The sequence below is a fragment of the Amycolatopsis sp. cmx-4-54 genome (genome assembly GCF_046548895.1).
Classification (GTDB): Bacteria; Actinomycetota; Actinomycetes; order Mycobacteriales; family Pseudonocardiaceae; genus Amycolatopsis.
Map to the genome: position 1 here is coordinate 417,373 of NZ_JAEBEJ010000005.1, position 12,911 is coordinate 430,283.

Here is a 12,911-nt window from a genome sequence, read left to right on the forward strand (position 1 = left end):
ACCGCTTAGTATGTGGTCAACGTCTCAACGGGTAATTCTCGATACCGACCGGTTGGTATGTCACTCTGGTGGCGGTATCGCCGGGAAAGGTCGATTCAGTACTGGTCAGGAGAGTTTCGTGCCGAGCATGCGCAGCACCAGCTCGCTGTACTCCTGGCCGAGCTTCTTGGGGGTCTGGCGCGTTCGCTCGCTGTACCAGCGGGAGACGTCGACACCGAGCGAGAGCACGGCACGGGCGGCGGTGTGCGGGTCGCCCACGGTGAACACGCCCGTCGCGGCGCCTTCGGTGATGACCTCGCGCACGACCTGCTCGATCCGGCGGCGCAGTTTCGCGACGATCTCGAACTCCTCGTCGGGCAGCGCGTGCAGCTCGTACTGCACCACGCGGGCCACGGTGTGCCTCCGCGCGTGCCACGCCACGAAGTCCTCGACCAGCAGCCGGATCCGCTCGACCGGGTCGGTCTCCCGTGCCACGACACTTTCGACCAGCGAGAGTGTCTGCTCATGGCCGTACTTCGAGATCGCGAACAGCAACGCGGCCTTGGACGGGAAGTGCACGTACAGTGCCGCCGGGCTCATCCCCGCCGCCGAGGCGATGTCCCGGGTGGTGGTCGCGTGATAGCCGCGCCGCGCGAAGGATTCGACCCCGGCCAGCATCAGCCGCCGTGCCGTCTCGGGCTGGACGTCGGGCCACAGTTCGGCCGACAGCGACATGGTCATCCGCAGATCCTCCCAGACGCTCGTACCGGGCAGTGGGCTTGACACCGCCTCCCGGCCTTCCCATTGTAAGTGAGCGCTCGCTTAGTGATTGCAGAGGAGATCGAAGAGTGAACTCGTTCAAGGATCGCGTCGCGATCGTCACCGGCGCCAGCCGGGGTATCGGCCTCGGGATCGCCAAGGACCTGGTCGAGCGTGGCGCGAAGGTGTGCATCACCGCGCGCAAGCCGGAGCCGCTGGCCGAAGCGGTGGCCGAACTGGGTGGCGAGGCGGTCGCCATCGCCGTTCCGGGCAAGGCCGACGACGAGGCGCACCAGGACGAGGCCGTCGCCAAGACCATCGAAACCTTCGGCAGGCTCGACATGCTGGTCAACAACACCGGCATCAACCCGGTGTTCGGGCCGACCCTGGACATCGACCCCGGGGCCGCCGCGAAGATCTTCGCCGTCAACGTGCTCGCGCCGCTTTCGTGGACCCGCCGGGCGCGGGACGCGTGGATGGGGGAGCACGGTGGCGCGGTGGTGAACGTCGCGTCCGTCGCCGGGCTCGGCGCCTCGCCCGGGATCGGCATGTACGGCGTCAGCAAGGCCGCGCTGATCCGCCTCACCAAGGAACTCGGCTTCGAACTGGGCCCGAAGATCCGCGTGAACGCCGTCGCACCGGCCGTGGTCAAGACCAAGTTCGCGACCGCGCTGTACGAAGGCCGCGAAGAAGAGGTCTCCGAGTCGTACCCGATGAAGCGCCTCGGCGTTCCGGCGGACATCGCGAGCGCCGTGTCGTTCCTGCTTTCGGAAGAGGCGGGCTGGATCACCGGGCAGACGGTGGTCCTCGACGGCGGCGTCACGCTGGCGGGTGGCCTGTGACCGCGTCGTTCACCGGTTCCGGGGTCGTCGTCACCGGCGGGGGCGGCGGCATCGGGGCCGTCCTCGCCCGCCGGTTCGCCGCCGAGGGCGCCCGGGTCGTCGTCGGCGACCTGAACGGGGAGGCCGCAGCCGAAGTCGCGAAGGAGATCGGCGGGACCGCCGTCGCCGGTGACGCCGCAAGCGAAGCGGGTGTCGCGTCCCTGATCGAGGCGGCGCGCGAAACCCTCGGCGAGATCGACGTCTTCTGCGCCAACGCCGGGATCGCGCCGATGGGCGGCGTGGACGCGCCCGAGGAGGACTGGGCGCGGATCTGGGACGTCAACGTGATGGCGCACGTGCGCGCGGCGCGGCTGCTCCTGCCGCCGTGGCTCGAGCGCGGCCGCGGGCATTTCATCTCGACGGTGTCGGCGGCGGGATTGCTGACCAGTCTCGGTTCGGCGTCCTACTCGGTGACCAAACACGGCGCGCTCGCCTTCGCCGAATGGCTTTCGGCGACCTACCGGCACCGCGGGCTCACCGTGCAGGCCATCTGCCCGCAGGGCGTACGGACGGCGATGCTGGAGAACACCGGCCCGGCGGGCGAACTGCTGATGGGCGCGTCGGCGATCCAGCCGGAGCAGGTCGCGGACGCGCTGTTCGAGGCCATCGCCGCCGACCGGTTCCTGGTGCTGCCGCACCCCGAGGTCGCGGACTACTACGCCGCGCGGGCCACGCAGACCGATCGCTGGCTCGGCGGGATGAACAAGCTGCAGCGCAAGGTGGAGCAGGTCATCGGGGAATGAGCAGCGCTGGACCCGTCGAAGTGGTTCATGGTCGCCGGGAACCGGATCGGCATGAGCGGACCTGTCAGGCGGCACTGTGTGGATTTCGGGGCGTTGGATGACCCGAAACCCACACGGTCAGGCGTGACAGGTCCGATCACGGCCGGAGCGGCGTCAGGCGTCAAGGCGACTCGTCCGGCGCATGGCGGTTGATCTTCGTCGGCGGATCGGCCACTGTGGTGAGGGGTCTTGCTCGCGGTAAGGAAACTCGATGAGTAAACGCTTCGTGGTCCGTGGGTTCGTGCTCGCCGCAGCCGTGGCGGGGTCGGTACTGACCGCGGGATCGGCGATGGCGAGCACCGCGGAACCGTGCGCGGCCGGGGCGTCGGGTGACGTCGCGGCGGCCTCCTGCACGCCGTACCGCAAGGTGAGTGAGGGCTGGAGCAGCAAAACCTCCTGCAACCGTGCCGGCAACGAGGGCGCGCAGGCGGGCCGCTGGACCGGCTGGAACTGCAACCAGGCGCTGCGCGGCTGGGAACTGTGGGTGCGCACCTGCACCGCGCTGGCCGCCGAGAAGGACGCGGTGACCACGCGCGAAACCGTCTGATGCGGTCGGGTCGCCCCGGACTCGTGTCCGGGGCGGCCTAATCTCCTTGGTAGGGCGGGAAATTCGGCGGACGGCGTTCGTTCCAGCTGGCCAGGCCTTCGGGAAGTTCCGGGTGGCCGAAGGATTCGAGCATCAGGGTGGTGGCTTCGCGGGCGGAATCTTCGAGGGAGAGCCCGGCTTCTCGAAGCACTTGCCGTTTGACGAGCGCCATGGAGCGTGGCGCGCTGTGGATCGCGAGTTCGGTGGCGTAGGCCATCGCACGCGGTGAAAGCTCTTCCGGCGGCACGATTTCCTGCACCAGGCCGTACTCGTACGCCTGTTCGGCGGTGAAGGTCCGCCCGGAGAGCAGCAGATCGAGCGCCCGGCCGCGGCCGACGAGTTCGGGCAGCAGTTTCGCCACCCCGTATTCGGCGATGAGGCCCCGCCGCGCGAAAGCGGTGGTGAACTTCGCGCCCGCCGCGGCGAACCGGACGTCGGCGGCGCAGGCGATCACGAAACCGAGCCCTGCGCAGCCGCCGTTGATCGCCGCGACCACGGGCACGTCGGCATACGCGGCGGCGAGGACGTTTCGGAAGCCTTCGTGTTCCGGCGCGCCCGTGCCGCTGGCGGAGATGTTCTCCAGCAATCCCAGGTCCGCGCCGGGGCAGAAGGAGCGCCCGCTGCCGGTGACGACGACGGCACGGACCGCGGGATCGGCCGACGCCTCGCCCAGCAGTTCGCCGTAGCGGATCTGCATCGGCTGGTCCATCGCGTTGCCGCGCTCGGGTTTGTCGAAGGTGATCGTGGCGACGGCGCCGTCCACGGCGTACCGGACCGTGTCCAGGGTGTCTACAGTGTCCATTTCGGACGGTGAGAGCTGATCGGTCACGTCGACCTCCTTGCGTCATCGACATACTAAGCGGATGCTTACAGGCGCGTCGAGACTTGTCAGGGAGGAAACCTGCATGAGCCGGTACGAAGCGAAGCCGTGGCTGGCCGCCTACGAAGAGCGGATGAAGGCGGCGGAAACACCGAAAACGACCACGGTCCCGGCGTCCTTCCGGCGGGCGGTCCAGCGCTCTCCGCAGGCCACGGCGATGGCCTACTTCGACGCCACGATGAGCTACCGCGAGGTCGACCGGCTCTCCGACGGCGTCGCGCGTCATCTGCTGGCCTCCGGTTTCGCCACTGGCGACCGGCTCGCCCTTGTCCTGCAGAACATCCCGCAGTTCGTGCTGGCATTGCTCGGCGCGTGGAAGGCGGGCGGCATCGTCGTCCCGGTCAACCCGATGTACCGCGAGCGGGAACTCCAGCATGTCTTCGAAGACGCGGGGGTTCGCGCGGTCGTCTGCTCGCAGAGCGGATGGAACCGCCGGATCGGCCCGATCCTTCCCGGCAGCGGCGTGACCATCGCGCTGACCACCAGCGAGCTCGACCTGCAGGCCCGCGATGATTCGCGAGTGTTCGGCGAGATCAGGCGGGAGCCGACACCCGGCGCCGCCGATCTGCTGACGGTGGCGCGGGCCGCGGCGGGAGACCCGCTCCCTGATCCCCGCCTCAGCCCCGACGACGTCGCGCTGATCAGCTACACCTCGGGCACCAGCGGGACACCGAAGGGGGCGATGAACACCCACGGCAACCTCGGTGCGAACGCGGCCGTGCTCAGCACGTTCAGCGGTCTCCGCGAGGGGGCCACGCTGTTCGGCCTCGCCCCGCTGTTCCACATCACCGGCATGGTCTGCGAGATCGCCTCTGCCATCGACATCGGCGGTACGCTCGCGCTCGCGTACCGGTTCGAGCCCGGTGTCGTGCTCGACGCCTTCCTGGAACACAAGCCCGTGTACACGGTCGGCCCGTCCACGGCGTACATGGCGTTGATGGCCCACCCCGGCGTCACCCGTGAACACTTCGACTCCTTCGAGTTGCTGTACTCCGGTGGTGCCGCGCTTCCACCCGCCGTGGTCGGTATGTTCCGCGAACGGTTCGGCCACTACATCCACAACGGTTACGGGCTCACCGAGACGACCGCGGGCTGCATCGTCGTCCCGAGCAGCCTGGAAGCGCCCATCGACGAAGCGTCCGGCACGATCTCGATCGGCCTGCCCGTACCAGGGACCATCGTGCGCATCCTCGGCGAAAACGGCGAGGAGCTCCCGTTCGGAACGGCGGGTGAGATCGCCGTCGAAGGTCCGATGGTGATCCCCGGCTACTGGAACCGGCCGGAGGCGACCGATGCGGCACTGCCCGGCGGCAGGCTCCTGACCGGCGATATCGGCTTCATGGAGCCGAGCGGCTGGGTCTACGTCGTCGATCGCAAGAAGGACATGATCAACGCCTCCGGGTTCAAGGTCTGGCCGCGAGAGGTCGAAGACGTCCTGTACACGCATCCGGCGGTGCGTGAAGCGGCCGTGGTCGGCGTTCCGGACGAATATCGCGGCGAGACCGTGAAGGCCTACGTCAGCCCGGCGCCGGGCACCACGCCCGACCCCCGGGACCTCGTCGCGTACTGCAAGGAACGCCTCGCCGCGTACAAGTACCCGCGCGTGATCGAGGTGCTCGACGAACTGCCGAAGACGGTGAGCGGCAAGATCCTCCGCCGCGAACTCCGAGAGAGGAGCTGAGCGGAATGGCACGGGTCGAAACCGTTCGCGGGCCTGTCGACACCGGTGAGCTGGGCCGAGTGCTCATGCACGAGCACCTGTTCGTCCTCAGCCCCGAGTTCATGGCGAACCATCCCGAGCACGACGGATTCCGCGAAGACGAACACGTCACCGACGCGATCCGGCGGCTCGACGAACTCAAGGCCGCCGGGATCGACACCATCGTCGACCCCACCGTGATCGGACTCGGCCGCTACATCCCGCGCGTGCGGAGGGTCGCGGCCGAGACCGAGCTCCGGATCATCGTCGCGACCGGGCTCTACACCTACAACGACGTGCCGCACTACCTCCACCATCGCGGACCGGGCCTCGTCTTCGACGACGGCGAGGACCCGCTGGTCGGCCTCTTCACCGGTGACATCGTCGACGGGATCGCCGGCACCGGGGTGAAGGCGGCCCTGCTGAAGTGCGCGACCGACGAACCCGGCGTCACCCCCGGGGTCGAACGCGTCCTGCGCGCGGTCGCGAAGGCGCACCGTCAGACCGGCGCGCCGATCATGACCCACACCCACGCACCCACCCGGCGGGGTCTCGAGCAGCAGACCGTCTTCGCGACCGAAGGCGTCGACCTGAGCAGGGTCCTCATCGGCCACAGCGGCGACAGCGCCGACCTCGATTACCTCACCGAGATCGCCGACAAGGGATCGTTGCTGGGGATGGACCGCTTCGGGCTCGACCCGTTGCTGTCGTTCGAAGACCGGGTGGCCACGGTCGCGGCGATGTGCGAGCGCGGATACGCCGAAAGCATGGTCCTCTCCCATGACGCCTCCTGTTTCATCGACTGGTTCGAGCAGGACAAGATGGCCGCCGTGGCGCCCAACTGGCATTTCCTCCACATCACTCGGGACGTGCTGCCCGCTTTGCGGGAACGAGGGGTTTCCGAAAAGGACATAACGACGATGCTGGTCGGCAATCCCCGGCGGTTCTTCGAGCACGCCGTCGCGTATTGACCCCTTCGTCTCGGGCGAGTGCTGAAGGGGCCTTCCCCGTGTCTCGTGTGGTGAAGGGAGCTTTCGGCGCATGGCATGCGGGGATGGCGCCCTTCGCCCCGCTAGGGAGCGGTAAGACGTTGAGCCCCTTTCGCCGGGCGTCGACAAACCGGCCGGTATGCTGAGTGTCCGCACGAGAAGGGGCCGGTCATGACACGAGCGACCACCAGGAAGGCCGAGGCCGGCGGCGAAGACCAGGCCGCCGTCCCGCGCCGTCTGCTGTCGCATGCCACGAAGCTCTTCGCCAAGAAGGGGTTCGACCGCACCTCCGTGCAGGAGATCGTCGAGGCGGCCGGGGTCACCAAGGGCGCGATGTATCACTACTTCGGCTCCAAGGACGACCTCCTTTACGAGATCTACGCCCGGGTGCTGCGCGCACAGACCGAGCAACTGGAAAAAGTGGTCTCGAGCGAAGCCCCGCTGCGGAAACGGTTGCGTTCCGCCGCCTCCGACGTCGTCGTCAGCACGATCGACAATCTCGACGACAACACGATCTTCATGCAGTCCATGCACCAGCTCAGCGTGGAGAAGCAGAAAGCCGTCCGCGCGGAACGCCGCAAGTACCACGAGCGGTTCCGCACGCTGATCGAGGAAGGCCAGGGGTCCGGCGAGTTCCGCGCGGACAAACCGGCCGACGTGATCGTCGACTTCTTCTTCGGCTCCGTGCACCACCTCGGTTCGTGGTACCGGCGTGGCGGCGCGCTCTCGGCCCGCCAGATCGGCGACCATTTCGCCGATCTGCTGCTGGCCGCGCTGCGACCCGAGTAGCGCTCAGCCCGGCGGCGCGGGCACGAGCCGCTCGGCGAACCAGTCGTCGCGGCGTTCGATCACCGTCCCCACCTCCCATTCGGAGGCGAGGGCGAGCAGATCTGTCGCCACGTCTTCGGCGGCTTCGGGCGGCCAGCCCTGAGCGGCCAGGCTCGACCGCAACGCGTCGGCGTAGTCGGAATAGGTGAAGCCGGGCAGATCCGCGACGAGCGCCGTCGTCGTTCCGCGGTGCGAGCTCAGCCCACCGAACGCCCGGCCGCAGCCGCAGCGGGAATCGGGCGAACTCTCGCCGTCGCCGCAGGGCGGGGCGACCCAAAGCAGCTCGCCCTCCACGCAGTGATCGAAGTCGTTCTCCCGCGCGCCCTGGGTCTTCGTGGTGGCCACGAGCAGTTTCATGCTGACTCCCTGTTCGATCGGATGTTCGAACAGTTGTACCGGCGGGGTCCGACAGTTTCCGGACGGACCCCGCCGGGGGCGATCAGGCGGGCAGATCGATCAGCGGCGCGAGGGCGGCGCGATGCCGCCCAGGAGTGCCGAGCGCGATCTCGTCGCTCTTGGCGCGCTTCAGGTACAGGTGCGCGGGGTGCTCCCAGGTCATGCCGATCCCGCCGTGCAGTTGGATCGCCTCTTCGGCGGCGTGGACGGCGATGGGGGAGTTGCGGGCCTGCGCCACCGCGACGGCGATCGCGATGTCGTCGCCGGAGGCCAGGCAGTCGGCGGCGTATCGCGCGGTCGCCCTGGCGTTGACCAGATCCGTGTACAGGTTCGCGAGCCGGTGCTTCAGCGACTGGAAGGAACCGACCTGACGGCCGAACTGGTAGCGCTCCTTGAGATAGCGCACCGTTTCGGTCAGCGCCCACTCAGCGATCCCGAGCTGTTCCGAGGCGAGCAGGCCCGCCGCGGTCACGAGTGCCGTGTCGAGCGCGGACGCCGCCGTCGAGGAGTCGGCGACGCGTTTCGCGGCCACGTTCTCCAGGGTCACGTCGGCGATGCGCCGGGTGAGGTCGAGGGAGACGGCCTCGGTGATCGTCACGCCCGCCGACGCCGTGTCGACCGTGTACAGGCCGGGCCCGTCGGGTCCCACCGCCGGGACGACGATCAGTTCGGCCACCGAAGCGTCGACCACGCTGCGGACCTGGCCGCTGACCGTGCCGTCGGCGGCCAAGGTGACCGTCGAGGGGAACTCGGCGCCGGGTGCGGTCGACAGCGGGATCGCCAGCGCGCCGATGAGCGTGCCCGCGGCCAGTTTCCCGAGCGTTTCGGCCACTTCCGGCTGCGACGTGTCGGCCGCCAGCAGGGCCGACGTCGCCAGGACGGCGCTGCCGAGATAGGGGACGGGGGCGACGCTGCGCCCGAGTTCCTCCATCACGACGGCGACTTCGCGCGCCGAAGCGCCGTGCCCGCCCAGCGCCTCCGGGACCGCGAGACCCGCCGCGCCGAGGTCGGCGGCGAGCGTGCGCCACAACTTCAGGTCGTACGGTTCCGCCGTCTCGGTCCTGGCGATCAGGGCCGCCGGTTCCGCGCGGTCTTTGAACAGGTCGCGGACGCTGGCGCGAAGGTCCTCTTCGACCTCGGAATACAGCAGGTCGCTCATCGGGGCAGGTCCTTCCAGGCGACGTCCTTGTCGATCCGCGGTTCGGAGGGCAGCCCCAGCACGCGCTCGGCGATGATGTTGCGCAGGACCTCCGAGGTACCGCCCTCGATGGAGTTGCCCTTCGCGCGCAGATAGCGGTAGCCGGCCTCGCGGCCGAGGAAGTTCACGCCGTCGGGACGCCGCATCGTCCAGTCGTCGTAACGCAGGCCGTCGTCACCGAGCAGTTCGATCTCCAGCCCGGACGCGGCCTGGTTCAGTTCGGAGAACGCGACCTTGACCGCGGACCCCTCCGGTCCCGGCGCGCCCGCGGCGAGCTGCTGCCGCAGGCGAGAACTCACCAGGCGCAGGCTTTCGCCCTCCACCCACAGTTTCAGCAGCCGGTCGTGCAGTTCGGAGGTGCGCAGCTCCGGGCGTTCCCGCCAGGTTTCCGTGACGACGCCGACCATGCCGCCGTCGCGCGGGAACTCGGTGCCGCCGATGGCGACCCGTTCGTTCATCAGCGTGGTCTGCGCGACCTTCCAGCCCTCGCCGACCGCGCCGAGGCGGTGCGCGTCGGGGATGCGGACCTCGCTGAGGAAGACCTCGTTGAACTCGGCCTCGCCGGTGATCTGGCGCAGCGGCCGGACCTCGACGCCCGGCGCGGTCATGTCGCACAGGAAGTACGTCATGCCGCGGTGCTTCGGCACGTCGGGATCGGTGCGGGTGACCAGGATGGCCCACTGCGACTTGTGCGCGCCCGACGTCCAGACCTTCTGGCCGGTGACCACCCAGTCGTCACCGTCGCGGACCGCGCGGGTGCCCAGCGCGGCCAGGTCGGATCCGGCGCCCGGCTCGCTGAACAGCTGGCACCACACCTCCCGTTCTGTCCACAGTGGACGCAGGAAGCGCCGGTGCTGTTCCGGGGTGCCGAAGGCGAGGATGGTCGGCGCGGCCATGCCGAGGCCGATCCCGATCCGCCGTTTGTCGTTGTCCGGCGCGCCCGCCGCGGCGAGCTCTTTGTCGACAACGGACTGCAGGGAGCGGGGCGCGTTCAGGCCGCCAAGGCCTTCGGGGAAGTGGATCCACGCCAACCCGGCGTCGAACCGTGCGTCGAGGAAGTCCTGGCGCGGCGTGCTTTCCGGCGGATACGCGGCCAGCAGATCGGCCACGCGCCGCTTGAGATCGTCCACAGTGGTCACTTGGCGGCCTCCCCGCGGTACTTCTTCAGCTCACGATGCGCCAGCGAGCGCTTGTGCACCTCGTCCGGGCCGTCGGCCAGGCGCAGTGTCCGCACCTGTGCCCACATCTCGGCGACCGGGAAGTCCTGGCTGACCCCGCCCGCGCCGAACAGCTGCACGGCCTTGTCGAGGATCCACTCGACGGTGATCGGGGTGGAGATCTTGATCGCCTGGATTTCGGTGTGCGCGCCCTGGTTGCCGACGGTGTCCATCAGCCACGCGGTCTTGAGCACCAGCAAGCGCTGCTGCTCGATCTTGACCCGCGCCTCGGCGATCCAGTCCTGCACCACGCCCTGTTCGGCGATCGGCTTGCCGAAGGTCTCACGCGAAAGCGCCCGGCGGCACATCAGTTCCAGCGCGCGTTCGGCCATGCCGATGGCGCGCATGCAGTGGTGGATCCGCCCCGGTCCGAGGCGGGCCTGCGCGATGGCGAACCCGTCACCCTCACCGGCGATGAGGTTCTCCGCCGGCACACGGACGTCCTCGAAGAGCACTTCGGCGTGGCCGCCATGATCGCCGTCGGTGTAGCCGAACACGTGCATACCGCGTTTCACGGTCAGGCCGGGGGTGTCGCGGGGGACCAGGATCATGCTCTGCTGCTTGTGCGCGGGTGCGTCCGGATCGGTCTTGCCCATCACGATGAAGATCTTGCAGTTCGGGTTCATCGCGCCGGAGATGTACCACTTGCGGCCGTTGATGACGTACTCGTCGCCGTCACGGCGGATGCCGGTGGCGATGTTGCGCGCGTCGGAGGAGGCGACGTCGGGCTCGGTCATCGCGAACGCGGACCGGATCTCGCCGTCCAGCAACGGCTGGAGCCACTGCTTCTTCTGCTGCTCCGTGCCGAACATGGTGAGGACTTCCATGTTCCCGGTGTCCGGCGCCGCGCAGTTCAGCGCGGTCGGCGCGAGCCGGAGGCTGCGGCCGGTGATCTCGGCCAGGGGCGCATACTGCAGGTTCGTCAAGCCCGCGCCGTGGTCACCGGGGAGGAAGAAGTTCCACAGCCCGCGCTTGCGGGCCTCGGCTTTCAGTTCCTCGACGATCGGGGGCTGCGACCACTCGCTGTCGCGCTCGGCCAGCTGCCGCTCGAAGACGGCCTCGGCCGGATAGATGTGCGAATCCATGAACTCGAGGAGTTTTCCCCGCAGTTCCTCGGTTTTCGCGTCGAAGGCGAAGTCCATCTTGCTATCCCTCTTCCTTGAGAGTTTCGTTCCCGTGCGCGATCAACGGGACGACGCCCGCGCCGATGCCGTCGAAGCCGGCGCCGACGGTCTGTCCCTTGCTGTAGCGGAGGTGGATGCCTTCCAAGATCACGGCGAGCTTGAAGAAAGCGAAGCCCACGTACCAGTTGAGTCGCGAGACATCCCGGCCCGAGCGCTCGGCGTACCGCGCGATGACCTCGTCGTTGCGGGGATAACCCGGCGCGGAACTGGCGTTGGACACGAACTGCAGCGACACCTTGTCCCGTTCGGCGTAGGCCACCAGCAGCGCGAGGTCGGTCAGTGGGTCGCCGAGGGTGGACATCTCCCAGTCCAGCACCGCGGTGATCCGGTCGTCGGCGTTCACCAGCACGTTGTCCAGCCGGTAGTCGCCGTGGACGATCGACGGCTTGCCCGATTCGGGGACCGACGAGGCGAGCCGGTCGTGCAGTTCGTCGACGCCCGGGAGGTCGCGGCTGCGGTTGCCGTCGAGCTGCTTCTTCCAGCGCCGCAGCTGGCGTTCGAGGAAGCCGTCCGGACGGCCGAAATCGCCCAGCCCCACCGACTCCGGATCAACGGCGTGCAGTTCGACCAGGGTGTCGACCAGTTCCTCCGCGATCGCCCTCGTCCGCGCGGGGCCGAGCGTGGCGAGTTCGGTGTCCGAGCGGAAGGGCGTGCCCTCCACGAACTCCATCACGTAGAACCGCGAGCCGATGACGTCGGTGTCGTCGCACAGCAGCACGGTTTCGGGCACCGGGACCGCGGTGCCGTGCAATCCGGAGATCACCCGGAACTCGCGGCCCATGTCGTGCGCGGTCGGCAGGACGTGGCCCAGCGGCGGGCGGCGGACCACCCAGCGGGACCGGCCGTCACCCACGATGTAGGTGAGGTTGGACCGGCCCCCTTCCACGACCTGGCCGCTCAGGTCGCCCTGGACGAGCCCCGGCCGGTGCTCGTCCAGGTGGGCCCTGAGCCTGGCCAGGTCGAGGCCCGGCAGGTCGGACTGGTTCATGGTGCCTCCAGCGGCTCGCTTTCCGATTACAGTACCGACCAGTCGGTATGTCGGGTAGGGACGGTCCGGCGAGGTGCCGGATGTCACCTTTTCAGGCGATCAGCCGGACGACCATCTCCGCGACGCACGCCGGTTTGGGCTCGCCGTCGATCTCGATCGTCCACCGGACGACGGCCTGCTTGCCGCCGGCGACGTCGGTGACCTCGACCAGCTCCGCGCCCGCCCGGATCCTCGCGCCGACCTTGACCGGCTGGGGGAACCGGACCTTGTTCAGTCCGTAGTTGATGCCCATCTTGAGCCCGTTGACGCGGTAGAGCTTCCCGACGAAACCCGAAATGAGCGACAGCGTCAGGAAACCGTGGGCGATCGGGGCGCCGAACGGGCCTTCGGCCGCCTTTTCGACGTCGACGTGGATCCACTGGTGGTCGTCGGTGGCGTCGGCGAACAGGTTCACCCGGTCCTGGGTGAGGGTCAGCCATTCGCTGTGGCCGAAGTGCTCGCCGACGGCGTTCTCGAACTCCTGCAGGGAGGCGAATTCGCGCATG

The 12,911-nt window shown here is 68.7% G+C and carries 14 protein-coding genes; 6 read left to right on the forward strand and 8 right to left on the reverse strand.

All coding sequences use genetic code 11. From position 1 onward, the window contains the following. Positions 1-105: 105 nt before the first annotated feature. Entirely contained in the window at positions 106-720 is a 615-nt protein-coding gene (locus tag ACLJQ7_RS19145; protein ID WP_034322756.1) for a TetR/AcrR family transcriptional regulator, read from the reverse strand. Positions 721-827: 107 nt separating this feature from the next. Between ACLJQ7_RS19145 and ACLJQ7_RS19150 the strand changes: the two genes are divergently transcribed. The 3 genes from ACLJQ7_RS19150 to ACLJQ7_RS19160 all read left to right on the forward strand — a co-directional run bounded on the left by ACLJQ7_RS19150 (position 828) and on the right by ACLJQ7_RS19160 (position 2,948). Then, complete coding sequence (locus tag ACLJQ7_RS19150) at positions 828-1,580, forward strand: SDR family oxidoreductase (protein WP_410649533.1); 753 nt, start codon at positions 828-830, stop codon at positions 1,578-1,580. Then, the gene (locus ACLJQ7_RS19155) at positions 1,577-2,362 is read left to right on the forward strand and encodes an SDR family oxidoreductase (RefSeq protein WP_410649534.1); all 786 of its coding nucleotides are present in this window, start codon (positions 1,577-1,579) and stop codon (positions 2,360-2,362) included. The genes ACLJQ7_RS19150 and ACLJQ7_RS19155 overlap by 4 nt, the downstream gene beginning before the upstream one ends. A gap of 250 nt (positions 2,363-2,612) precedes the next feature. Next, entirely contained in the window at positions 2,613-2,948 is a 336-nt protein-coding gene (locus tag ACLJQ7_RS19160) for a hypothetical protein (RefSeq protein WP_410649535.1), read from the forward strand. 37 nt (positions 2,949-2,985) lie between these two features. On the opposite strand, the gene ACLJQ7_RS19165 is transcribed toward ACLJQ7_RS19160, so the two are convergent. Next, the gene (locus ACLJQ7_RS19165) at positions 2,986-3,816 is read right to left on the reverse strand and encodes an enoyl-CoA hydratase-related protein (protein ID WP_410649536.1); all 831 of its coding nucleotides are present in this window, start codon (positions 3,814-3,816) and stop codon (positions 2,986-2,988) included. A gap of 76 nt (positions 3,817-3,892) precedes the next feature. On the opposite strand from ACLJQ7_RS19165, the gene ACLJQ7_RS19170 reads away from it, so the two are divergent. From ACLJQ7_RS19170 to ACLJQ7_RS19180, 3 genes are all read left to right on the forward strand, one after another. Continuing rightward, positions 3,893-5,548 (forward strand): AMP-binding protein, encoded by a 1,656-nt coding sequence (locus tag ACLJQ7_RS19170; RefSeq protein WP_410649537.1) that lies wholly within the window; start codon positions 3,893-3,895, stop codon positions 5,546-5,548. Positions 5,549-5,553: 5 nt separating this feature from the next. Further along, positions 5,554-6,537: a phosphotriesterase gene (locus tag ACLJQ7_RS19175; protein ID WP_410649538.1), complete on the forward strand. Its 984-nt coding sequence runs from the start codon at positions 5,554-5,556 to the stop codon at positions 6,535-6,537. Positions 6,538-6,726: 189 nt separating this feature from the next. Beyond that, positions 6,727-7,344 (forward strand): TetR/AcrR family transcriptional regulator, encoded by a 618-nt coding sequence (locus tag ACLJQ7_RS19180; RefSeq protein ID WP_410649539.1) that lies wholly within the window; start codon positions 6,727-6,729, stop codon positions 7,342-7,344. A 3-nt stretch (positions 7,345-7,347) separates the two neighbouring features. Here the strand turns inward: ACLJQ7_RS19180 and ACLJQ7_RS19185 are convergent, their stop codons facing one another. The 6 genes from ACLJQ7_RS19185 to ACLJQ7_RS19210 all read right to left on the reverse strand — a co-directional run bounded on the left by ACLJQ7_RS19185 (position 7,348) and on the right by ACLJQ7_RS19210 (position 12,910). Continuing rightward, positions 7,348-7,740 (reverse strand): hypothetical protein, encoded by a 393-nt coding sequence (locus ACLJQ7_RS19185; RefSeq protein ID WP_410649540.1) that lies wholly within the window; start codon positions 7,738-7,740, stop codon positions 7,348-7,350. An 82-nt stretch (positions 7,741-7,822) separates the two neighbouring features. Continuing rightward, on the reverse strand, positions 7,823-8,938 hold the full coding sequence (locus tag ACLJQ7_RS19190; RefSeq protein WP_410649541.1) for an acyl-CoA dehydrogenase family protein: 1,116 nt from the start codon (positions 8,936-8,938) through the stop codon (positions 7,823-7,825). Continuing rightward, entirely contained in the window at positions 8,935-10,116 is a 1,182-nt protein-coding gene (locus tag ACLJQ7_RS19195) for an acyl-CoA dehydrogenase family protein (RefSeq protein WP_410649542.1), read from the reverse strand. Before ACLJQ7_RS19195 ends, ACLJQ7_RS19190 begins: the two co-directional genes overlap by 4 nt. Beyond that, on the reverse strand, positions 10,113-11,336 hold the full coding sequence (locus ACLJQ7_RS19200; RefSeq protein ID WP_410649543.1) for an acyl-CoA dehydrogenase family protein: 1,224 nt from the start codon (positions 11,334-11,336) through the stop codon (positions 10,113-10,115). Before ACLJQ7_RS19200 ends, ACLJQ7_RS19195 begins: the two co-directional genes overlap by 4 nt. A gap of 4 nt (positions 11,337-11,340) precedes the next feature. Further along, on the reverse strand, positions 11,341-12,366 hold the full coding sequence (locus tag ACLJQ7_RS19205) for a phosphotransferase family protein (RefSeq protein WP_410649544.1): 1,026 nt from the start codon (positions 12,364-12,366) through the stop codon (positions 11,341-11,343). 91 nt (positions 12,367-12,457) lie between these two features. Next, a complete protein-coding gene (locus ACLJQ7_RS19210; protein WP_410649545.1) occupies positions 12,458-12,910 on the reverse strand; it encodes a MaoC family dehydratase in 453 nt (150 codons plus the stop codon). Position 12,911 lies beyond the last annotated feature (1 nt).

What these genes read in the sequence shown, in the direction of transcription:
- ACLJQ7_RS19145 (WP_034322756.1), bottom strand. Translation starts at nt 720, where the DNA reads ATGACCATGTCGCTGTCGGCCGAACTGTGGCCCGACGTCCAGCCCGAG.
- ACLJQ7_RS19160 (WP_410649535.1), top strand. Translation starts at nt 2,613, where the DNA reads ATGAGTAAACGCTTCGTGGTCCGTGGGTTCGTGCTCGCCGCAGCCGTG.
- ACLJQ7_RS19170 (WP_410649537.1), top strand. Translation starts at nt 3,893, where the DNA reads ATGAGCCGGTACGAAGCGAAGCCGTGGCTGGCCGCCTACGAAGAGCGG.
- ACLJQ7_RS19175 (WP_410649538.1), top strand. Translation starts at nt 5,554, where the DNA reads ATGGCACGGGTCGAAACCGTTCGCGGGCCTGTCGACACCGGTGAGCTG.
- ACLJQ7_RS19180 (WP_410649539.1), top strand. Translation starts at nt 6,727, where the DNA reads ATGACACGAGCGACCACCAGGAAGGCCGAGGCCGGCGGCGAAGACCAG.
- ACLJQ7_RS19185 (WP_410649540.1), bottom strand. Translation starts at nt 7,740, where the DNA reads ATGAAACTGCTCGTGGCCACCACGAAGACCCAGGGCGCGCGGGAGAAC.
- ACLJQ7_RS19190 (WP_410649541.1), bottom strand. Translation starts at nt 8,938, where the DNA reads ATGAGCGACCTGCTGTATTCCGAGGTCGAAGAGGACCTTCGCGCCAGC.
- ACLJQ7_RS19200 (WP_410649543.1), bottom strand. Translation starts at nt 11,336, where the DNA reads ATGGACTTCGCCTTCGACGCGAAAACCGAGGAACTGCGGGGAAAACTC.
- ACLJQ7_RS19205 (WP_410649544.1), bottom strand. Translation starts at nt 12,366, where the DNA reads ATGAACCAGTCCGACCTGCCGGGCCTCGACCTGGCCAGGCTCAGGGCC.
- ACLJQ7_RS19210 (WP_410649545.1), bottom strand. Translation starts at nt 12,910, where the DNA reads ATGCGCGAATTCGCCTCCCTGCAGGAGTTCGAGAACGCCGTCGGCGAG.